This window comes from Corallococcus exiguus (genome assembly GCF_009909105.1).
Classification (GTDB): Bacteria; Myxococcota; Myxococcia; order Myxococcales; family Myxococcaceae; genus Corallococcus; species Corallococcus exiguus.
Genome location: NZ_JAAAPK010000014.1, coordinates 251,214 through 272,313 on the forward strand (window position 1 = coordinate 251,214; position 21,100 = coordinate 272,313).

Below are 21,100 nucleotides of genomic sequence, written 5' to 3' on the forward strand. Positions count from 1 at the left end.
GTCCGGCGCGCGAGTGACGACCTCACGGCATCGGGCCCGGATTCCGGTGGCCCGGCCGGAGGCGTTGCTCTATGGGGGACGGGTGCTCCACCGTCAGTTCCTGGACCATGCGAAGGCCGTGGCCCGCTTCGCGCCCGTGCGGCCCGCGGTGAAGGCGGGCCTCCGGGCCGCGCTCGCGTTCTTCGTCCCCACCGTCCTGGGCACCGCGCTGCATCTGCCCGCCACCCTGTGGCTGGCGATCGGCGGCTTCAACACGTCCTTCGTCGACAAGGGCGGCTCCTACCACGCCCGCTTCCGCGCCATGGGCGGCACGGCGCTGGCGGCGGCGGTGTCCGCGGTGCTGGGCGGCCTCGCGGGGATGCACCCCGCCCTGGCCATTCCCGCGACCCTGCTGTGGGTGACGGCGTGCAGCTTCGCGGGCGTGTACGGCGCGGCGTCGAACATCACCGGCAACATCGCCGCCACCACCTTCGTCATCGCGCTGGGGCTGCCTGCTGACAGCGTCGTGCACGCGCTGGAGTCCGGCCTGGCGGTGCTGGGCGGCTCCGCGTGGGCCATGGTGCTGTCGCTGGTGCTCTGGCCCATCCGCCCCTACCGGCCCGCGCGCAAGGCGGTGGCGGCTTGCTTCGACGCGGTGGCGGACTACGCGGAAGGACTGTCGCGCACGGTCCAGGGCGCGCGCGAGGACGCATGGCAGGCGCTCATCCAGGAGCAGCACGGGCGCATCCGCGAGCTGCTGGAACTGGCGCGCACCACGCTCGCGGCCACGCGTCAGGGCCGGGTCGAGCGCGGCCGGGGTGAGCGGCTGCTGGTGCTGCTGGAGTCCGTGGACGCGATGTTCATGGGGCTCATCGCCCTGGGCGAGCAGTTGGAGAGCCTGGGCCCGCCGGTGAGTGGCCCCGTGGGAGACCCGCGCGCGGCGGTGGCCGTGGCGCTGCTGGACTGCGCGAACACGGCCAGGGACCTGGTGCGGCTGGTGGAGCAGGAGGGCCGCGACCGCAGGCCCCAGCCGGAGTGGGACGGACGTGCGCTGCGCGACGCGCTCGGAGACCTGGACGCGCGCGGACTCGTCACGCGACTGGAGCGGGCGCGGCTGTCGGACATCGCGCGGCTGCTCACGGAGCTGCGCGAGCGCGCGGACGTGGCGCTGGACACCGCGTGCCGGCTGGCCGGCCCCCTCACTGAAGCCCCGCCTCCCGCTCGCGCGCTGGCCGAGGAGTCGCACGCGTCCCTGCTGGATCCGGTGCGCGCGCACCTCACGCTGGATTCAGAGGTGCTGCGGCACGCGCTGCGCGCGGGGCTCACCACCACGGCGGCGGTGTACGTGGCCAGCGTGTTCCGGCCGAACCACGGCTACTGGGTGACCATCACCGTCCTCACCATCATGCAGCCGTACACCGGCCCCACCTACCTCAAGGCGCTCCAGCGTGTGCTGGGGACGGTGGTGGGCGGACTGCTGGCCATCGCCGTGTCGTCCTGGCTGCAGAATCCGCACGCGATGATGGGCCTGTTGTTCTGCACCGCGGCGCTGTGCGTGAGCCTCATCCCGCTCAACTACGGGCTGTACACCATCTTCGCCACGCTCACCTTCGTGCTGCTGGCGGAGCTAGGCAGCGGGGACTGGACGCTGGCGCCGGTGCGCATCGTCAACACGCTCATCGGCGGCGCGCTGGCGCTCGCGGGCACCTTCTTCCTGTGGCAGCGCTCGGAGAACCAGCGCTTCCCGGCGCAGATGGCGGACGCGCTGCGCGCGGACCGCGAGTTCTTCAACGTTCTGGCCCGCGCGTGGCAGCGGAACGGGCCACCGGAAGCGGCGGCGCTGGCGGAGGCGCGCCGCAAGCTGGGACTGGCCACCATCAACGCGGAGACGTCCTTCCAGCGACTGCTCACCGAACCGCGCTGGCGCACGGAGGCGGTGGAGCCGCTGATGACGCTGCTCGCCTTCACCCGCCGGTTCGCAGCTGTCTGCACCCTGCTCGCGTCGCGGCGCTCCGTGCCCTCCACCCTGGCGGTACAGGAGGCCCTGTCGCGCTTCGCGCGCGCCATCGACGCGAGCATCGAGGACCTGGCGGACTCGGTGCACCACGGCCGCCGCCCCAAGCCCCTGCCCGCCTTCGACACGCTCATCGGCTGGAACGTCCCCACCCCGGACGCCCCCGGCGCCGCGATGAGCGCCGAAGCTCCCCTGCTCCAATCCCAATTGGAGCGACTGGCGCGCCAGCTCACGGTGCTCCACACCGCCGCCGTCCGCCGCCTGGAGGCTCTCCCTCAGCCATCCAAGATTAACAAGCATTAGCAGAACAGCATGAATAGACTGCGGGACTCCCTCTTGGTGTCTGGAGTCCCCATGTCCCCCTGGTTGTCCCGCGTCCCCCTTCAGGGCCTGCTGCTGGCCGCCTCCACCCTCCTGCCGCTCGCGGCGAGCGCGGCGAACGAGACCGTGCGGGTGTGGCTGACGACGTCGTCCGGCAGCACGCTGTCGAAGAAGCTCAACGCCGAGGCGAACAAGGCGTTCGGTCCGGAGACGGGCAGCGCGACGGCCATCGACGTGAACGAAGGCGTGACGTACCAGACGCTCGATGGGTTCGGCGGCGCGCTGACGGATTCGTCCGCGTGGCTCATCTTCAACTCGCCGCAGCGCACGGCCATCATGAACGACCTGTTCAGCGTGACCGCGGGCGCGGGCCAGAGCGCCATCCGTCTGCCCATGGGCGCGTCCGACTTCGCGCGCAACAACTACACCTACGACGACACCTGCTGCGACCTGAACGACTTCTCCGTGGGCCACGACACGGCGTACATCCTGCCGCTCTTGAAGCAGGCGCGCGCCATCAACCCGGAGGTGAAGATCTTCGCGCTGCCGTGGAGCGCGCCCGCGTGGATGAAGTTCAACAACTCGCTCACCGGCGGCGGCTACCTGCGCAACGACTTGTACGGCACCTACGCCAACTATTTCGTGCGCTTCGTGCAGGCCTACCAGACGAACGGCGTGCCCATCCACGCGCTGAGCCTCCAGAACGAGCCGCACAACGCCAACGGCGGCTACGCGACCATGCAGATGGAGTCCAACGACCAGTCCATCTTCGCCGCGCAGCACCTGCGCCCCGCGCTCAACGCCGCGGGCTTCAACGGCGTGAAGGTGCTGGCGTGGGACCACAACTGGCACGACGGCACGGGCCCCGCGGGCTACCCGCATGAGGTGATGGCCTACAACGGCGGTCAGGCGCAGAGCGCCGTCGCGGGCGTGGCGTACCACTGCTACGAGAGCCCGGAGGGCAGCTACAGCGTCCAGTCCGCCTTCCACGACGCGTACCCCGCCAAGGAGGTGCACTTCACCGAGTGCACCGGCGGCTTCTGGGCCACCAACGCCGCGGCGAACCTGGAGTGGGCGCTGCAGAACAACCTCTTCGGGCCGCTGCGCCACTGGTCGCGCACGTCCTTCTACTGGAACCTGGCGTTGGATCCGAACCACGGACCGCGCGTGGGCGGCTGCGCGGACTGCCGGGGCATGTTCACCGTGGACAACGCCGCGGGCACGTACACGCGCAACGAGGAGTACTACGCGTGGGCGCACCTGGCGAAGGTGGTGCGGCCGGGCGCGGTGCGCGTGGGCGCCACGTCGCTGGGCAACAACAACATCGAGACGCTCGCCTTCCGCAACCCGGACGGCTCGCGCGCGCTCATCGCGCTGAACTCGAATGACGGCGCCACGCTGTCCTTCAAGGTCCGCTGGAACGGGCAGTCCTTCGAGTACACGCTGCCGCCGCGCTCGGTGGCGTCCTTCCAGTGGGGCGGGACGTCCGGTCCGCAGGGGCCGTGGTACCGGCTGATCAACAAGGCCACGGGCAAGTGCGTGGACATCGTGGGCCCGTCCGCGGCGGACGGCACCGGGCTGCACCAGTGGACGTGCCACACGGGCGCAAGCCAGCAGTGGTCCCTGGTGGCCACGAACAGCGGCTATTCGCGGCTGGTGTCGCGCCACAGCGGCAAGGCGGTGGACGTGGCGGACGCGGGCCAGGCGGACGGCGCGCGCGTGCAGCAGTGGTCCTGGGCGGGCGGCGCCAACCAGCAGTTCAAGCCGGTGGCCACCACCGGCGGCTACTCCCGCTTCGAGGCCCGCCACAGCGGCAAGGTGCTGGACGTGAGCAACTGCTGGAGCAGCGGCGACGGGGCCACCGTCCAGCAGTGGGTCTGGTCCAACAACGACTGCCAGCAGTTCCGCCTGGAAGCCATGCCCTGATCAGGGCACCGTCGCCAGGAAGCCATCGAGCAGGGTGTTCACCTGCTCGGGGGCGTCCAGCTGCACCCAGTGCCCCGTGCCCGTCACGAGCTTCGAGGGAAGACTCGGGACGAGCACGTGGTACGCGCCGGGGGTCTGGTTGAGCGGCGTGATGACGGACAGGGCCGGTCCCGGGTAGCGCTTCAGCGCGGTGACGGGATCGAACTTGAGCAGCGAGCCCATGGCCGCCTTCACTGCCCCACGCTGCGTGCGCCGCAGCTGCCCCAGCACCTGCTCGCGCACCTGGGGCGTGGATGGCTCCAGCAGCGTGCCCCAGTACTGCTCGATGACCTGCGTCCAACCGTCGGTGTCGAGCGCGGCCATCATCCCCTCGGCCGCCTCCTTTGGAACCTCGCGGCCGTCGGACGCCGGGTCCAACAGGAAGAGCCCCGCGACGCGCTCCGGGTGCGCCGCCGCGTACGCCACGCACACCGCGCCGCCCAGGCTGTGCCCCACCAGCACCACGCGGGACAGCCCCAGCCCGTCCACCACGGTGGCCACGTCCTGGGAGAAGTCCTCCACCGTGAAGTCCGCGTCCGACGTGAGCGTGGACTGGCCATGCCCCCTGAGGTCCAACGCGACCGCGCGGCGCTGCTTGCGCACGAGTTGGAGCTGCGCGGCCCACTGCCGCGTGTCTCCACAGGCCGAGTGCACGAACACCACCGGTGTGCCCTGCCCCGTCCCGCCATCGTCCACGAACACCTCACCCGCCGTGCCCTTCATGTCTTCGTGCCTTTCCGGGCCGGAAATCCGGCCCCGCGTCGCGTCCGGCATCCTGCACCCGGCGGCCCGCCTGGGAAGAGGCTGACGGCTCCAGCGCCGGATCCGTCTGGCGGATAACACCCGGCGAAACGCCCGCGCGCTCCTCCCAATCTTTTTCGCTGCCGGTGGTTCCATTCGCCGCTCGCGCCCCCACTGTTCCCGCGGCACCGCCCGTGAATTCCTCCGACGCCAAGAACGCCCAGGCTGGCCGCACCACCGTCACGGTCCTCAACGTCAATGACGACCCGGCGACGCTGTACCTGCTGAGCCTCACGCTGAAGCAGGGCGGCTACCAGGTGCTCGAGGCCACGGGAGGGCGCGAGGCGCTCCGGCTCGCCCAGGGGCAGCCCGACCTGGTGCTGCTGGACGTGCACATGCCGGACATCGACGGCTACGAGGTGTGCCGCCGCCTGCGCGCGGACGAGGCCACGCACGACCTGCTCATCGCCCACCTGTCGTCCGTGTCCGTCCAGCGCGAGGACCGCGTGCGGGGCCTGGCCCAGGGCGCGGACGCGTACTGGACGCGACCCCTGGCGGAGGACGAGCTGCTCGCGAACATCGAGGCGATGCTGCGCCTGCAGACCCGCGCCCGGGACGCCGTGCGCGCGCGAGACCGCTTCCTCAGCATCGCCGCGCATGAGCTGAAGACGCCCCTCACCGTGCTGCGCCTCAACCTGGAGCGCGCGGTGGAGATGGTGGTGAACGACGCGGACGCGGGCGGCGCCCTGGAGAAGCGCCTCACGCCCGCGGTGCGCCAGCTCACGCGGCTTCAGCATCTGGTGGACAACCTGCTGGACGTGTCCCTCCTGTCCACGCAAGGCGTGGCGCTCCAGGTGGACACGGTGGACTTCTCCCAGCTGGTGCGCGAGCAGGTGGAGCGCTTCCAGGCTCCGGCCCGCAGCGCGAACGTGACCCTGACCGCGGAGCTGCCGGACGCGCCCGTCCTCCTCTTCGGCGACCCGCGCATGCTGGAGCAGGCCGTGGGCCACCTCTTGTCCAACGCCATCAAGTTCGGCGAGGACCGGCCCGCGAAGGCGCGCCTGTCCACGCACGAGGGCCACGCGGTGCTCACCGTGGAGGACCAGGGCGTGGGCATCGCGCCCGAGGACCACGCTCGCGTCTTCCGCCGCTTCGAGCGCGTGCCCTCTGGCGGTCGCTTCGACGGGCTGGGCCTGGGGCTCTACCTGGCCCAGGAGATCGCCGCCGCGCACGACGGCACGCTGAGCGTGAAGAGCGCCCCGGGCCAGGGCGCGTGTTTCGAGTTGAGGCTGCCCCTGCATCGCACCCAGCGGTACTGACGCATCCACAGGGAGAACGATTCGTGTCGAACACCGAAGACGCGGACGGCAGCACCCCGTCCAGCGAAGGCAAGAGTCCGACGAAGCGCCTCGTCACCAATGTGCCCCGGCTGGACTTCATCACCAAGGGCGGCCTCATCCAGGGCTCGTCCTACGCCATCATTGGCCCACCGGGCTCCGGCAAGACGGTGCTGGCCAACCAGATTGCGTTCCAGCACGTGAAGAACGGCGGCAAGGCGCTCTACGTGACGCTGCTGTCGGAGTCGCATGGGCGCTTGCTGGAGAACCTGTCGCAGATGACGTTCTTCGACCCCGACGTCATCCCGGACCGGCTCCAGTACCTCAGCGGCTACCGCAACCTGGAGCGCGACGGGCTCAAGGGCCTGCTGGAGCTCTTGCGCAAGAACGCCCAGGCGCACGGCACCACGCTGCTCATCATCGACGGCATGGACGCGGCGAAGGAGTTCGCCCCCTCGGACCAGAGCTTCAAGCGCTTCCTCCAGGACCTGCAGGCCTTCTGCAGCATCCTGGGCTGCACCACGCTGATGCTCGCCCCGCACCATGAAGGAGAGATCCACCCGGAGAACACCGCGGTGGACGGCATCTTCGAACTGTCGCTGTGGCTGCACGGGCCGCGCGCGGTGCGTGAGCTCATCGCCATCAAGTTCCGCGGCGGGCCATCCCTGCTGGGCCGCCACGAGGTGGAGATCAGCAACCAGGGCATCCTCATCCACCCGCGCACGGAGGTGCAGTTCGCGCACCCCGCCGCGGAGGGGCGCGAGGACCGCATCCGCATGCCCTTCGGCATCCCCCGCCTGGACGAAGCGCTCCGGGGCGGCGTGCTGTCCGGCTCCACCACGCTGCTGCTGGGCGCGCCCGGCACGGGCAAGACGCTCCTGGGGCTGCACTTCCTCCTCGAGGGCGCGCGCGCGGGCCAGCCGGGCGTCTACTTCGGCTTCTTCGAGACGCCGCCCCGCCTCATCGAGAAGGCCGAGGGCACCGGCATGGGGGACCTCAAGAAGTACGTGGACGAGGGCCTCATTGAAATCCAGTGGCAGCCGCCACTGGAGCACAACATGGACTCGCTGGCGGAGCGGCTGCTGGAGCGCATCGAGGAGCGCAAGGTGGACCGGCTGCGCTTGTTCATCGACGGCGTGGCAGGCTTCCGCTCCGCGGCGGTGTACCCGGACCGCCTGGGGCGCTTCTTCTCCGCGCTCACGCACCAGCTGCGGATGATGGACGTCACCACGCTGTACTCGGATGAGACGCCCCTGTTCAGCCCCGGCGTGGAAATGCCCCAGCCGGAGGCCGCGTCCACCGTGGAGAACGTCATCCTGGTGCGCTACGTGGAGCTGCGCTCGCAGCTCTACCGGCTGCTCTCCATCATGAAGATGCGGGAGAGCGCCTACGACAGCGGCATCCGCGAGTTCTCCATCAGCGAACAGGGCATCGAGGTCGCGGGCACCTTCGAGAGCGCGGAGAGCATCCTCACCGGCCACGCTCGCCTGACTGGCGGCGAGAGCTCCCGCTCCGACCGCGTGAAGGCCCCCCTGGGCCCGAAGAAGAAGAAGCAGGCCCGCAAGGCGCCCGCGAAGAAGAAGCCGGCCTCGAAGAAGGCTCCGGCGGGCACGTCCCGGCGGAGGCGTTCATGAAGACCGTGCTCGTCGTGGACGACGAACAGGACATCGCCGAAGCCATCCAGGCCATCCTGGAGGAGGAACAGCTGCGCGTCGTCGTCTGCGGCAACGGCCGCGAGGCGCTGGCCAAACTCAAGGAGGAGAAGCCCGACCTGGCCATCATCGACGTGATGATGCCGGTGATGAACGGCTACGAGACCATCGACGCCATCCGCAAGGACGGCACCCACCACTTCCCCATCCTCGTCATGAGCGCCATCCAGCCGCCCAAGGCCAAGATGGAGGAACAGCAGTGGGCCGGCTTCCTCAAGAAGCCGTTCTCCCTGCGAGACCTGGTGGACACCGTGGAGCGGCTGACGTCGTCGTAGGTGTCACTCTCACGATTTCAACTCAAAGCACCCGCGGCGGGCAGGCAGCCGTCGCGGGTGCTTCCGGTTGAAATCGAAAAATCGCGCGCGCACAGTGGGTCCACCTGACGCGACGCATCCATGCCCACTGAAGTCGAGCCGACACCCTCCCGCGAGCCGGGCCTGTTCCGCCTGACCTGGCCCATCTTCTTCGAAATCTTCCTCTTCATGCTGATGGGCACGGCGGACACGCTGATGCTCAGCGGTGTGTCGGACGCCGCCGTGTCCGCGGTGGGCGTCGTCAATCAGTACGTCTTCATCTGCATCCTGGTGATGGAGGTGGTGAGCCACGGCGCTTCCATCGTCGTGTCGCAATATCTCGGTGCGAAGCGAAACGTGGAGGCGGCGCGCATCGCGGCGCAGGCCATCACGATGAACTTCCTGCTGGGCCTGGCGGTGAGCGGCGGGCTGCTGTTGTCCGCGGACGCCATCCTGGGGCGGATGAACCTGGAGCCCCAGACGCAGGCGTACGCGAGCACCTACTGGCACATCGCGGGCGGCTTCCTGTTCCTGCAGGCGCTCATCAACGTCTTCTCCAGCCTCATCCGAACGTACGGCTTCACGCGACAGTCCATGTACGTGGCCATGGGCATGAACGTGGTGCACGTGGTGGGCAACTGGGTGCTCATCTTCGGGCACTTCGGCATGCCGGCGCACGGCGTGGCGGGCGCGGCCATGTCCACCGTCTTCAGCCGCGCGATGGCGGTGGGCGTCTTCGCGTGGATGCTCTGGCGGGTGATGGACGTGAAGATGCAGCCCACGCACTTCGTGGCGCTGACGCGCGAGTACGTGCGGAAGATTCTGCGCGTGGGCGTGCCGTCCGCGGTGGAGCAGATGACGTACCACGCGTGCCAGACGGTGTTCCTGTACTACGTGACGTACCTGGGCCCGGTGGCGCTGGCGTCGCGGCAGTACGCCAACGCCATGTCCCAGTACGTGTTCCTGTGCAGCCTGGCCATCGGCATGGGCACGTCCATCATCGTGGGCCGGCTGGTGGGCGCGAGGCGCTCGCAGGACGCGTACGCGCGCGTGCTCAAGAGCCTCAAGTGGAGCATCGGCATCACGGTGGCGGTGGACGTCACGGCCATCCTCTTCCGCGAGCCGCTCATCCGCCTCTTCACGCATGACGGCGACATCCTGCGGCTCACGTCACAGGTGCTCGTCCTGAGCCTTTTGTTGGAGACGGGCCGCTCGTTCAACCTGGTGCTGGTGAACGCGCTGCGCGCCGCGGGCGACGCCACCTTCCCGGTCATCATGGCGATGATCTCCATGGTCTGTATGAGCCTGCCCCTGGGCTACTACCTGGTGTTCCACCTGCAGCTGGGGCTCGCGGGCGTGTGGCTGGCGGTGGCCGCGGATGAATGGACGCGCGGACTGGCCATGTGGCTGCGCTGGCGAAGCCGCGCGTGGGAGCGCCAGTCGCTGGTGTCCCCGGCGGAGGCGCCGGTGGTGATGGCGCACTGAAGAGGGCTTGAAAGCGCGCCCGCCCTGCACTCCTGTACGGGGCAGCCGGGCGCGCTCATTTCCCTGCCCCTTCTCCTGGACGCGGCGCATCCCACTATTGGTGGGCCTCATTACGGACCCACCCAGGAGAAGCCCATGCTCGCAGTCGTCTACAAGGCCAACAGCCAGGTGAAGGTGGAGGAGGTGGAGGATCCGAAGATGGAGTCCCCCACCGACTGCATCATCCGCGTCACCTCCGCCGGCATCTGCGGAAGCGATCTGCACATGTACGAAGGTCGCACCACGTCCAAGGCCGGACAGGTGTTCGGCCACGAGAACATGGGCGTCGTGGAGCAGGTGGGCCCTGGCGTGACGAGCATCAAGAAGGGCGACCGCGTGGTGCTGCCCTTCAACATCGCCTGCGGCACCTGCTTCGACTGCGTGCGCGGCCGCACCGAGGCGTGCCTCGTCGCCAACCCGGAAGCGCCTCACGCGGGCTACGGCTACGCGGGCATGGGCCCGTACCGCGGCGGACAGGCGGAGCTGCTCCGGGTGCCATGGGCCGACTACAACTGCCTGAAGATCCCCGGGAAGCCGGGCGATGACCTGGAGGACGACTTCCTGCTGCTGTCGGACGTGTTCCCGACCGCGTACCACGGCACCGAGCTGGCGAACGTGCGGCCGGGCGCCACCGTGGCCGTCTTCGGCGCGGGGCCTGTGGGCCTGCTCGCCGGCTACTGCGCGCTCTTGCGCGGCGCCTCGGAGGTCTACGTGGTGGACAGCGTCCCGGAGCGCCTGGCCAAGGTGAAGGAGATGGGCGCCATCCCCATCGACTTCACGAAGGGCGACCCGGTGAAGCAGATCATGGACCTGCGCCGCGGCAACCCGCTCATCATGGGCGCGCTGCGCTCCGGTGAGGAGAAGGCCATGGGCGTGATGTGCGGCATCGACGCCGTGGGCTACCAGTCGCGAGACATCAAGGGCGCGGACGCGCACGGCGGCCGGGAGAAGCCCACCCAGGTGCTGGAGCAGCTGGTGGAGCTGGTGAACCCCACGGGCTCCATTGGCGTCGTGGGCGTCTACATCGCCCCGGACCCCGGCGCATCGGACGAGAACGCCAAGCAGGGCATCTACCCGCTGCCGTGGGCCAAGGTGTTCGACAAGGGCATCACCGTGGGCACCGGCCAGACGCCGGTGAAGCGCTACAACTACTTCCTGCGCGACCTCATCATCGCCGGCCGCGCCAGGCCGAGCATGATCGTCAGCCACCGCCTGCCGCTCCAGGACGCCCCGGATGCGTACAAGAAGTTCGACGCACGCAAGGACGGCTACACCAAGGTCATCCTCAAGCCCCAGCTTGGCCCCAAGGCTCGCGCTTAGGGGTCCCCTGTCCCCAGGTCCAAGGCCCGGGGTGCACACGCCCCGGGCCCGGCGGTGTATGATCTGATGGTGGTTGCCCTGGACAAACCCTCGACCGTGCTGGTGGTCGAAAGCTACGACGACCTGCGCGAGGCCCTGGTGGCCCTCCTCGTGTTGGAGGGCTACACGGTGCTGTCCGTGGCCACGGCCACGCAGGCGTTTGAGGTGTTGTCCCAGCACCCGGACATGCCCTCGCTGGTGCTCCTCAGCCTGATGCTGCGCAACCCGGAGGACCAGCGCTTCCTCGTCCGGCTGCGGAACCTGGACCTGACGTCGCGGCTGCCGGTGCTGGCGCTCACCGCGGATCCGGACCTCCAGGCGGCCCCGTCCGGGACGGTGGGCCTCTTGGGCAAGCCGGTGCGCACGGAGGTGCTCCTGGCCGCCGTGGACCGCTACCGGACCCGGCACTGAAGGCCCTCGGCAGGGGCGGATGTAGGCAGGAAAGGGCCGCAACTGCGGGCGGCAAGGGTCGATAATCCATCAACGTCCACCGTCTCGGTGGTTCGAGGGGGAGACCCGACATGTCCAGAATCGGTGAGTCGATTGGCGGCGCCATCGCGGCGCGAGTGCAGCAGGCGCTGACCCCGCAGGTCCGCCCCACCCCGCCGCCTCCGGCCGCTCCGGTCGCGTCGCGTCCCTCCGACACCTTCGAGTCCGCCCCCGCCACCCGTCGAGGAGGCCCCGCGCTGGGAGCTCCCACGCCCACGGCCACGCCCACCCAGGTGGGGACATCCGGCACGGCGGTGCAGACGAACGGGAACACGGTGGCGGACTACCAGGTGGGTCCTCCCCGGCGTCCGGACATCCACCACGACAACGGCTTCCTGCAGAACCCCAACGACCCCAACGACCCGAACCCCATCCCCACGGAGAGCCCAGGGCTGAGTGACTACGCCGCGCGGGCGGAGTGGGAGGTCAAGCTCCGCGGAGCACGCGCTCTCCAGGGCGTTCCGGGCGTGCCGCACAACGACATCCCGGACGGCCTGGACACGTACGACCACTTCCTGCACGGCAACGGGGCGGACCGGCACTTCGACTACGAGCGCTTCGTCCGGACGGACCCCGCCGGCCAGGCGGTGCTCACCAACTCCACGCGCGACACGCAGCAGGCGGCGGAGGCGACCTACAACCAGATGATCGCCCAGGACCCGTCGCTCGCGGGCAAGCCGGTGACGTTCCAGATTACCGGCTCGCAGATTGGCGTGGGCTCCAGCGAGCAGTTCCCCTACCCGGAGACGGAGAACTGGCAGAAGGCGATTGGCGGCCACAACGTCTGGAACAGCGCCACCGTGACGGTCTACCCGCCGGAGACGCCGGGCGGGAAGCCCCGCTTCGAGATGGACATGACGCTCCACGCGGAGGACCGCTACAACTTCAACCCGGGCCAGCAGGACATCAACACTGGCACGCCGGACGCGGCCAACGGCCGGCTGGAGCAGACGGGCCTGGGGCACCAGTACACCAACTACGGCACGCTCCAGCGGCACGTGACGTGGGACCAGGGGAGCCCCGAGAATGCGACGTCGCGTCCCATCGGTGGCCGTTAGGCGCACGCTGGCTACCACCCTGCTCGCGGGGTGTGTTTCGCTGGCCTGCGACAAGCCCTCAGGGGGGAATGCATCCATGACGACAGAGACGGCCGCGCCTGCGGCGAAGACGGGAACGGACCTGGAGACGCTGGAGAAGGTGGTGACGCTGCCGCGCCGCCCCCAGGCGGTGCAGTGGCGCCAGTCTCCGCGCGGCATCCAGGGCGGGCTGGGCCCCACGGACACGCAGTTCCTCGCGGTGCTGGAGTACCCGGCGGCGGAGGCCCAGGCGCTCCAGGCCGCGCTGAAGCCCACGCGGCTGACGGTGAAGATGGATGACGGTGGGTGGCTGCCGGAGGCCACGAAGGAGGCCCTGAAGGGCGCCACCGCCTACGACGCGGCGCCCTTCTTCAAGGGCTCGCTGCGCCAGGGCACCGTGTTCCAGCTGCCCCAGTCGAGCACCTTCGTGCTGGTGCTCTTCAGCAGCTAGAAGTCCGAGCGAAGAAGCAGCAAGGGCCCGGCCGCGAACACTCGCGCCCGGGCCCTTCTCTTTTCAGGGGCTACGTCGTGCCTTCGGGCCGGTTCTTCTTCTGGGGTGAGGCCCCCGTGTGGCGGACGTTGCCGCGGGTGTCGTGCTTCCCGCCCGAGCGGCTGTCCGCGCTGTTGATGATGGCGCTCGCGAGCAGGAAGGCGTTGAGGCGCAGCTGCATGAAGTTGTGCTCCACCTTCGGCGGCTGCTGCATGCGCAGGGTGCGGTCCTCACCCGGCTGGTGCTTCGGCCACTCGGTCGCGGACGCGGGCGCTCCGGTGCGGGCGAACTGGAGCATCCAGTTGCTCACCTGGCGCGAGTACGCGCGGTCCTCGTCCGTGAGCACGTCCTGGGTGGGCGGGCAGCGGGCCACCGTGTCCAGGAAGTACGGGACGTCCGAGCCGTGCGGGACGCCGTCGGGGAACTCCGGGCGCAGCTCGGTGGCGGTGTACTCGAAGTAGAAGCGCCACGCGTCGGAGACCTTGAGGTGCAGGTCCGCGACCTGCCGGGGGATGAGCGTGAAGACGATGTCGCGGCACACCTGCCGCGCCAGCTCTTCGTCCGGTGACACGCCCGGGTAGAGCAGGCCGATGGGGACGTTGTTGTCCCGGAGCGCCTGGAGGATCTCCATGGGGTCGCGGCCCATGGCCTCCATCACGCTCACGTCATCGCTGGTGCTGCCCAGGATGAGCGGCACGCGCGCCTGCTGCTGCGCCTTGAAGGTGGACAGGATGGACTGGGGCAGCACCGTGTCGCCGCACACGGCCACCGGCGCCAGCGAGTGCTCTGGCGGCTGCTGCCAGAAGGACTCCGCGGGCAGCTGGCGCATGCGCTCCGGCGTCGCGGCCCCGTCCGCCACGCCCATGCCGCGGATCAACGCCTCACCCTTGAGCTGCGCCTGCGCCAGCGGCATCTCGTCCAGGCCGTACACGCTCATCGCCACGCCCCGGTGGAACAGGGGCTTCGCGGCATCCATGCAGAAGAGGGCCAGCACGCTCTTGGCGCCCGCGGACTGGCCCATGAGGGTGACGTTGCCCGCGTCCCCGCCGAACTTCGCGATGTTGCGGTTCACCCACTGGAGCGCGGCGACCTGATCCAACAGGCCGAAGTTGGCCGCGCCGCCGCCCGGCTCCTTCTGGAGCGCCGGATGGGCCAGGAAGCCCAGGTGGCCCAGGCGGTAGTTGATCGTGACGAGGATGGCGTCACGGGACGCCATGGGCACGCCGTCGTACGGGGGCAGGCCGCTCGCGCCAAGCACATACGCGCCGCCGTGGATCCACACGATGACGGGCAGCTTCGCCTGGGGGTCCACGCGAGGCGTCCAGACATTGAGATAAAGACAATCCTCGCTCATCGGATACGGGTCACCGCCGCCGCCCGCGATGCAGCCTTCGCGAGACTGGAGCGAGGACTTGCCGAACGTGGACGCCTGCCGGATGTTCTTCCAGGGCACGACCGGGGCGGGAGGACGCCACCGCAGCGCGCCCACGGGAGGCTGGGCGTAGGGAATTCCCTTGAAGGCATACACCCCTTCCTCGACGACGCCTTGGAGCTGTCCTTCGACCGTGCTGACGACGGGAGCCGACTGCTGGACCATTTTTGGAACCCCCCACGAGACCCGGCGCCAGGGCCGGGCCGGTGCGAAGTAGAGGTTTCGCCCATGCGAGTCAATGCATCGGGCCTCAAAGGCAATCACCCGTCCGCCAGCCGACGAGCCCCCAGACTCCGGAGCATCAGGGCAATGCCATACCGAGTTCCCGCAGGACGGCCCGGGTGATGGCTGCGTAGTCCCCGTCGAAGTGATGTCCACCCTTGAGCAGTACCGCGCGCGCGCCGGGCACGCCGGACAGCGTGGGGCAGAGGCTGTCGGACAGCTCCTCGTCACCGTAGACGCAGAGCACGGGCGTCCCCTTCAGGGCCTGCACGTCCGGGAGCACCGCGGCCGTGGGTCGGCCCTTGCCGCCGAAGATGTCCGTGACGTGCACCTCGAACTCCGCCTCCTTGCCGGGCGCGAGCAGCACGGCCATCCGCACGCGCTCGCGCAAATCCTCCGGCAGGCGCGCGGCGATGGCCGGCACCACGTCCGCGCCACGCGAGTAGCCCAGCAACACCACGCGCTGCTTGCCCCACGCGGACAGGTAGTGGCGCAGCGCTCGGGCCACGTCCGCGGAGGTCTGCTCCGGAGTGCGGCGCTTCCAGAAGTAGCGCAGCGAGTTGAAGCCCACGACGGGGATGCCCTGCGCGGCGAGCGACTCGGAGACCGTCTGGTCCAGGCTGGCCCAGCCGCCATCGCCGGTGACGAAGAGTGCCAGCGTGTCGCCTGGGACATCCGACGTCGCGGGGACCTCCACCAGCGGCAGGCCCTCCACCGACGTGTCCCCGGAGAGCCCCTGGGTGCCCGCGTCTGGAGGCGACGCTGGCGTGGAGACCGGCGGCAGCGCTTCCGATGGGAGCGGCGCGGCGGCGGCGTCATGCGCGGCCAGCAGCGCCCCCTGCCATGCGTCCACCGGCATGCGGGCCAATCCCAGCCCCGGCACCGTCAGCACGCGGGCCGTCGTCAGCGAGCGGGTGAAGTCGTGCGCGGCCTTCACCGGATGGACCGGATCATGCTCCGCGCCGAGCAGCACCCACGGTTGATACAGCGCATGCGCCGGGGCCAGCCGCTCGCGCCTGTCTTTATCCGCGCGTGAGCGCACGAGCTCCGCGCCCGGACAGAAGGCCACGGAGGTCGTCACCTCCGGCGTGAAGTCCACGCTCACCGCGCCCCGGAACGTGCCCGGAGGAGCCTGGGCCAGCGCCGCGTAGGCCAGCGCCGCGCCCGTGCCGTCCCCCACGAGGACGGGGTGCAGGTACTCGGGCAGCTCCGCGTGCCGCTGGTAGCCCTGGCTCAGGACCTCCAGGTCGCCCGCCGGATACGCGCACCGGGTGCCCTTCTCCAAAGCGCGCAGGTAGGCCCCTGCGTCCACCCCGAGAACCAGCGCGCCGTGCGCGGCGAGCGCCGTGGACAACTCCAGCGCCCTGCCCTTTTCCGCGGGCCCATCCGCCAGGAGGAGCACCACCGTCCCGGGCCTCCCCGGGGGCGTCACCACCGTGACGTGGCCAAAGCGGCCCCCGATGTGCCGCGTCTCCACGCGCGGAGCGACGGGAGGCTGGGGCACGGGGACCGCCACCGGGGCCGGAGCGACGGAGGGCGCCGCGCACGTGCGCGACCACGGGATGAGCGCCAGCGCCAGCACGAGCACGGCCCCCACCAGGAACCACTTCGCGCGCTTCCTCATCTCGCCACCACGCCGCCCAGCCCGCGCGACACCAGCGACGCCACGCCAGCGAGCACACCCGGCAGCGCGAGCCCGCCCGGCGAGGCCAGGTAGCGCGGCGCCCAGTCCGGACGGAACTTCTCCTTGTACTGGCGCAGCCCCTGGAAGTTGTAGAAGTGCTCGCCGTGCCGGAACAGGAGCGCGCCCAGCCGGTTCCACATGGGCGCGAGCGCGCGCGCCTCGAAGCCGCTGAAGGGCGCCATGCCCAGGTTGAAGCGCAGGAAGCCCTGCCCCCGGCCCCACAGCATCAGCGACGTGAAGAGGAAGTCCATGGCCCCATGGGGACTGCCCGGCTGGTAGCGCATGAGGTCCACGCTCAGCTCCTCCTTCGTGTCCGGAGCCCACACGTTGGCGAAGCCCATGAGCACGCCGCTCCGGCGCACCAGCGCCACCGGCCCCTGCTCCAGGTAGCGCGGTGAGAAACAGCCCAGGCTGAAGCCCTTCTCACGCGTGTGCTTCTCCGCGAGCCACGCGTCGGAGATGGCTCGCAGCTGGGGCAGCAGCTCAGGCACGGCCTCGCGCGGTTGCACCTCGAAGGTCCAGCCCTCGCGCTCCATGCGGTGCATGCCGTGGCGCAGGCCCCGGCGCTCCGGCCCTTCCAGGCTGAAGTCCTGGAGCGGCACGGTGGCCTCCTCACCCAGCTTGAGCAGCGTGAGCCCCAGGTCCAGATAGCGCGGCAGCGCGCCCGGCCCCACCTGGTAGAAGCACGCCCAGCCGTGGTGCCGGTCCGCCATTTCGAGGAAGCGCCACGCCAGCTCCGTCGCCGCGTCCGGCGGCCCCACCGGGTCGCCCATGGACACCCACGCGCGCCCCGACACGCCGTACATGAGGAACGCGGTGCCCGCGTCGTTGAGCAGCAGGGACTTGTCCCCCACCAGCGCCAGCGAGGCCATGGACTCTGGGGCGCTCGCCACCAGGGGGCGCACCCGTTGCAGCTCCTCCACCGTCGGAGGATGCGTGCGCGGCGACGCCGGCCGCAGGAGCGCGGCCAGCCCCGCCACGATGGTCGCCCCCAGCACGCCCACGCTGGCGCGCAGGAAGCGCGGCGCGTTGCCTGAGAAGGCGAAGTGCCACCAGAGGTCATTGCGATACTCGACGTGCCGGTAGGAGAAGAAACCGAGCCATACCGACGCGCCCACCACCGCCACCGTGGCCAGGAGCCACCCGGGGCTGAAGGCCTCCGCGAACAGCGACGTGTGCCGGTAGAACTGCTGATGGAACGGCGCCAGCGCCGCGGCCAGGACGAGCAGCAGCGTGGCCTCCTCGTAGTCCACGCCCTTCACCACGGAGAACACCGCGCCCGCCACCAGCAGCACCTGCGTCAGCACATAGGCCGCGTCCAGGCGCCGCTGGAGCCCGCGAGCGAGCAGGAGCAGCGACACGCCCACCAGGCTGCCCAGCAGATGCGACACCTCCAGGAACGGCAGCGGCACCAGCCGGCGGAGCAGCGCCATCCGCTCGGCGACGGGCGGAGTCGCGCCAGAGAAGAGCAGCACCGTGCCCGCCACGAACGCCACCGCCGACGCGGCCCACGGCACCACCGGCGCGAACGAGCTGTGCACCACCTTCGCCAGCCGCGTGAGGTGGTGACGGCGCTGGAGCAACTCATGTCCCGCGAGCAGCAGCACCGCCACCGTGAAGGGCAGCAGGTAGTAGACGAGCCGGTACACGAGCAGCACGCCCACGACCTGCGGCGCGGGCACGCGGGGCGTGAGCGCGGAGAGCATCACCGTCTCGAAGACGCCCAGGCCCGCGGGCACCTGGCTGGCGATGCCCGCCAGCTGCGCCAGCGCGAACAGCGCCGTGAGCGACGGCAGCGACACGCTGTCCGGGGGCAGCAGCACCCACAACACCGCCGCCGCCAGCGCCCAGTCCCCGCACGACACCACCAGTTGGGCCAGTGCTCGCGCGGGCGTGGGCAACGTCCACTCCAGGCCGCGAATACGCAGCGGCTTGCGCACGGTGGCGCACGCCACGAAATAGCCCACGAGCAGCAAACCCAGCGCGGCCCCCACTCCGTGCGCCACGGGCGTGGACAGGGACAGCACCCCACCCCCGCCCTCCAGGAGCAACGACGCGCCGGTGACGGCGGCCAGGCCCAGCCAGAACGTGAGCGCGTTGAACGCGGACACCCGCGCGACGTCCAGCGCGGTGAGCCCCCACGCGGAATACAGCCGGTAGCGCACCGAGCCGCCGCTCAGGAGCGACGCGCCCAGGTTGTGCCCGAAGGCGTAGCCCACGAAGGACGTGAACCCCACGCGCGAATAGGGAATCCGGTGCCCCGCGTGCCCCAACGCCAGCACGTCGTACAGCGTGAGCGCCGCGTAGTTCACGACCGTCACGGCCAGGGCCAGGAGGATGCGACTCGCCGTCACGGCCGCGAGCCCCGCGCTCACGTCCTCGCGGCGGTAGTGCGACAGCTCGCGGTGCAGCACGTACGCCGCCACGCACAGCAGCAGCAATGGCAGTGCGGTGGTGAGGACTCTCTGGACCTTCGACATGCCAGGAGGACGCAGCATCCGGCGTGCCATGCCTCAGGAGGAGAAGACGCGGGGGCAGTCCTCCGCCCGAAAGGCCCCAGCTGGGGCAATTCGCCCCACCTTCCCGGGAGGACCAGGCAGGCGTCGCGCCCCTGGAGCGACCGTGCCGGAATGACTGCGTTAGCGTGGATGAGGATTCAACACCCGAGCCAGGAAGACACCTTGGTCTACGACGTGATCATCGCGGGGGCCGGCCCGGTCGGCCTGTTCCTGGCCTGTGAGCTGCGACTCGCGAAGCGCACCGTGCTGGTGCTTGAACAAGCGGAGGAGCCGCACTCCCCCCTGAAGCGGCTCCCGTTTGGAAGGCGAGGACTCTGGGGCCCCAGCATCGAAGCGTTCCACCGGCGCGGACTGCTGGAAGCCATCGCGTCGAACCCTCGTGCCGGCGCGGGTGCCCGTGGCCAACCGAGCCCCGGCTCCATGTCATCCACCTCACAGCTCCGCGGGCCAGCCGGCCACTTCGCGGGCATCCCGTTCGAATACAGCAACGTCGATTCGACGCGCTGGACGTACCGGCTCCCCGGCCCGGCCGACATGCAACTGGGAAGCGAAACGGAGCATCTCGAGCGCGTCCTCGCCGCTCACGCACAAGCCCTGGGCGTGGAGCTCCAGCGCGGCCAGGGTGTCGAAGGCTTCGAGGCTTCGGACGAGGAAGTGATTGTCCATGCCGGTGGGCAACGCTTTCGCGCGCGTTGGCTGGTGGGGTGCGATGGCGGCCGCAGCACCGTCCGCAAGCAAGGGGGCTTCGAGTTCGTGGGGACCGGGCCTGAGCTCACGGGCTATTCGGTCCAGGCCGAAGTCGCCGATCCGGAGAAGCTCCGCCTGGGCCGTCATTACACGCCGACCGGGATGTACACCCAGTGGCAGCCCGGGGTGATCGCGATGACCGACTTCGACGGCGGCGCGGCCCATCGCACCCAAGCGCTCACCCTCGAGCACGTGCAAGCCGTCTTGCGGCGAGTGTCCTGCACGGACGTGACCCTCCAGGCGTTGCACCTCGCCTCGACCTGGACCGACCGCTCACAGCAGGCCACGACCTACCGCAAGGGACGGGTGCTGCTGGCGGGCGACTCCGCGCACATTCATTCACCCCTGGGCGGACAGGGCCTGAACCTCGGACTCGGGGACGCCATGAACCTCGGGTGGAAGCTCGCCGCGACCCTTCGAGGCGACGCCCCCGATGGCCTGCTCGACAGCTACACCCAGGAGCGGCACCCCGTGGGGGCGCGCATCCTCGATTGGACGCGGGCCCAGGTCGCGCTGATGCGCCCCAGCCCCCACTCCCGCGCGCTCGAAGCCATCCTTCGCGACGTGCTCGACACGCGCGACGGCGCGACCTACTTCGCTGAACGTCTCTGGGGCGTGTCCCTCCGCTACGACCTCGGCGGAGAACACCCGTTGGTGGGCCGCAGCTGCCCGGACTTCGAGTGGGAGGACGGAGAGCGGCTCGGCACACGGCTCCGGGATGGAACCGGCTTGCTGTTGGACTTCGGCCAGCACGCGTCGCTGCAAGCACTGGATGGCCTCTGGGGCGACCAGGTCCGGTACGTGGCCAGCGACGTCAGGAATCGCCTGGGACTGAGCGCGGTGCTCGTGCGTCCGGATGGGTTCGTGGCCTGGGCGAGCGATACGACCCCAAGTCCCGAGGAGCTCACCCGGGCCGCGGCCAGGTGGTTCACGCCCCGCGAGCACCGCGCATCCATGTACTGAAGCCACGCATGGGACCTGGGTACAGGCGGACCAGGAGTCCCTCCTCGCACCGTCGCAGGCGGCACCACGCCCGGCCCTCGCAAGCCCGTCCCCCTTCGGGACACGCGGGCCCGCCACGCCCGGAAGCCATGGTGCCCCAGAGGGGCAGCGGACCCCCGGGGTAGGGTTCCGAGACAGGACCGGAGGTCACGCCGCTCCTGAGAACAATTTCATGTTTTACGACTCTATCCGGT

Annotated in this window: 15 protein-coding genes; 11 read left to right on the forward strand and 4 right to left on the reverse strand. The window is 70.1% G+C overall.

Annotation, left to right across the window (positions count from 1 at the left end):
* Nucleotides 1-13 precede the first annotated feature (13 nt).
* Nucleotides 14-2,296 (forward strand): FUSC family protein, encoded by a 2,283-nt coding sequence (locus tag GTZ93_RS37965; RefSeq protein ID WP_315967412.1) that lies wholly within the window; start codon nucleotides 14-16, stop codon nucleotides 2,294-2,296.
* A gap of 51 nt (nucleotides 2,297-2,347) precedes the next feature.
* A complete protein-coding gene (locus GTZ93_RS37970) occupies nucleotides 2,348-4,240 on the forward strand; it encodes an RICIN domain-containing protein (RefSeq protein WP_139922354.1) in 1,893 nt (630 codons plus the stop codon).
* Here the strand turns inward: GTZ93_RS37970 and GTZ93_RS37975 are convergent, their stop codons facing one another.
* The gene (locus GTZ93_RS37975; protein WP_139922352.1) at nucleotides 4,241-5,002 is read right to left on the reverse strand and encodes an alpha/beta fold hydrolase; all 762 of its coding nucleotides are present in this window, start codon (nucleotides 5,000-5,002) and stop codon (nucleotides 4,241-4,243) included.
* A gap of 212 nt (nucleotides 5,003-5,214) precedes the next feature.
* Here GTZ93_RS37975 and GTZ93_RS37980 point away from each other — a divergent pair, with 212 nt between their 5' ends.
* The 8 genes from GTZ93_RS37980 (at nucleotide 5,215) to GTZ93_RS38015 (ending at nucleotide 13,261) form a co-directional block, all read left to right on the forward strand.
* Complete coding sequence (locus GTZ93_RS37980; protein ID WP_139922350.1) at nucleotides 5,215-6,339, forward strand: ATP-binding response regulator; 1,125 nt, start codon at nucleotides 5,215-5,217, stop codon at nucleotides 6,337-6,339.
* 23 nt (nucleotides 6,340-6,362) lie between these two features.
* Nucleotides 6,363-7,991, forward strand: coding sequence for an ATPase domain-containing protein (locus GTZ93_RS37985; RefSeq protein WP_139922348.1), 1,629 nt, complete (start codon nucleotides 6,363-6,365; stop codon nucleotides 7,989-7,991).
* Entirely contained in the window at nucleotides 7,988-8,344 is a 357-nt protein-coding gene (locus tag GTZ93_RS37990; protein WP_120577962.1) for a response regulator transcription factor, read from the forward strand. Before GTZ93_RS37985 ends, GTZ93_RS37990 begins: the two co-directional genes overlap by 4 nt.
* A 120-nt stretch (nucleotides 8,345-8,464) precedes the next feature.
* Entirely contained in the window at nucleotides 8,465-9,847 is a 1,383-nt protein-coding gene (locus GTZ93_RS37995; RefSeq protein WP_139922347.1) for an MATE family efflux transporter, read from the forward strand.
* Between the two features lie 135 nt (nucleotides 9,848-9,982).
* On the forward strand, nucleotides 9,983-11,206 hold the full coding sequence (locus GTZ93_RS38000; RefSeq protein WP_139922345.1) for a glutathione-independent formaldehyde dehydrogenase: 1,224 nt from the start codon (nucleotides 9,983-9,985) through the stop codon (nucleotides 11,204-11,206).
* Nucleotides 11,207-11,272: 66 nt separating this feature from the next.
* The gene (locus GTZ93_RS38005) at nucleotides 11,273-11,656 is read left to right on the forward strand and encodes a response regulator (protein WP_120577959.1); all 384 of its coding nucleotides are present in this window, start codon (nucleotides 11,273-11,275) and stop codon (nucleotides 11,654-11,656) included.
* 110 nt (nucleotides 11,657-11,766) lie between these two features.
* Nucleotides 11,767-12,792: a hypothetical protein gene (locus GTZ93_RS38010; protein WP_161663303.1), complete on the forward strand. Its 1,026-nt coding sequence runs from the start codon at nucleotides 11,767-11,769 to the stop codon at nucleotides 12,790-12,792.
* Between the two features lie 76 nt (nucleotides 12,793-12,868).
* Nucleotides 12,869-13,261: a hypothetical protein gene (locus GTZ93_RS38015; protein ID WP_120600361.1), complete on the forward strand. Its 393-nt coding sequence runs from the start codon at nucleotides 12,869-12,871 to the stop codon at nucleotides 13,259-13,261.
* A 70-nt stretch (nucleotides 13,262-13,331) separates the two neighbouring features.
* On the opposite strand, the gene GTZ93_RS38020 is transcribed toward GTZ93_RS38015, so the two are convergent.
* The 3 genes from GTZ93_RS38020 to mprF all read right to left on the reverse strand — a co-directional run bounded on the left by GTZ93_RS38020 (nucleotide 13,332) and on the right by mprF (nucleotide 19,136).
* The gene (locus GTZ93_RS38020; RefSeq protein ID WP_139920281.1) at nucleotides 13,332-14,897 is read right to left on the reverse strand and encodes a carboxylesterase/lipase family protein; all 1,566 of its coding nucleotides are present in this window, start codon (nucleotides 14,895-14,897) and stop codon (nucleotides 13,332-13,334) included.
* A 136-nt stretch (nucleotides 14,898-15,033) separates the two neighbouring features.
* Nucleotides 15,034-16,578 carry a virulence factor family protein gene (locus GTZ93_RS38025; RefSeq protein ID WP_139920283.1) on the reverse strand — a complete coding sequence of 515 codons (1,545 nt, stop codon included), beginning with the start codon at nucleotides 16,576-16,578 and terminating at the stop codon, nucleotides 15,034-15,036.
* Nucleotides 16,575-19,136, reverse strand: a complete 2,562-nt coding sequence (mprF, locus tag GTZ93_RS38030) for a bifunctional lysylphosphatidylglycerol flippase/synthetase MprF (protein ID WP_257979343.1) — start codon at nucleotides 19,134-19,136, stop codon at nucleotides 16,575-16,577. Before mprF ends, GTZ93_RS38025 begins: the two co-directional genes overlap by 4 nt.
* Nucleotides 19,137-19,319: 183 nt before the next feature.
* Between mprF and GTZ93_RS38035 the strand changes: the two genes are divergently transcribed.
* Nucleotides 19,320-20,867, forward strand: a complete 1,548-nt coding sequence (locus GTZ93_RS38035) for an FAD-dependent monooxygenase (RefSeq protein WP_139920285.1) — start codon at nucleotides 19,320-19,322, stop codon at nucleotides 20,865-20,867.
* Nucleotides 20,868-21,100 lie beyond the last annotated feature (233 nt).

Excerpts from the sequence above, each read along its gene's own strand:
- GTZ93_RS37990 (WP_120577962.1), top strand. The coding sequence starts at position 7,988 with ATGAAGACCGTGCTCGTCGTGGACGACGAACAGGACATCGCCGAAGCC.
- GTZ93_RS38000 (WP_139922345.1), top strand. The coding sequence starts at position 9,983 with ATGCTCGCAGTCGTCTACAAGGCCAACAGCCAGGTGAAGGTGGAGGAG.
- GTZ93_RS38010 (WP_161663303.1), top strand. The coding sequence starts at position 11,767 with ATGTCCAGAATCGGTGAGTCGATTGGCGGCGCCATCGCGGCGCGAGTG.
- GTZ93_RS38015 (WP_120600361.1), top strand. The coding sequence starts at position 12,869 with ATGACGACAGAGACGGCCGCGCCTGCGGCGAAGACGGGAACGGACCTG.
- mprF (WP_257979343.1), bottom strand. The coding sequence starts at position 19,136 with ATGCTGCGTCCTCCTGGCATGTCGAAGGTCCAGAGAGTCCTCACCACC.
- GTZ93_RS37970 (WP_139922354.1), top strand. The coding sequence starts at position 2,348 with ATGTCCCCCTGGTTGTCCCGCGTCCCCCTTCAGGGCCTGCTGCTGGCC.
- GTZ93_RS37975 (WP_139922352.1), bottom strand. The coding sequence starts at position 5,002 with ATGAAGGGCACGGCGGGTGAGGTGTTCGTGGACGATGGCGGGACGGGG.
- GTZ93_RS38005 (WP_120577959.1), top strand. The coding sequence starts at position 11,273 with ATGGTGGTTGCCCTGGACAAACCCTCGACCGTGCTGGTGGTCGAAAGC.
- GTZ93_RS38025 (WP_139920283.1), bottom strand. The coding sequence starts at position 16,578 with ATGAGGAAGCGCGCGAAGTGGTTCCTGGTGGGGGCCGTGCTCGTGCTG.
- GTZ93_RS38020 (WP_139920281.1), bottom strand. The coding sequence starts at position 14,897 with ATGGTCCAGCAGTCGGCTCCCGTCGTCAGCACGGTCGAAGGACAGCTC.
- GTZ93_RS37995 (WP_139922347.1), top strand. The coding sequence starts at position 8,465 with ATGCCCACTGAAGTCGAGCCGACACCCTCCCGCGAGCCGGGCCTGTTC.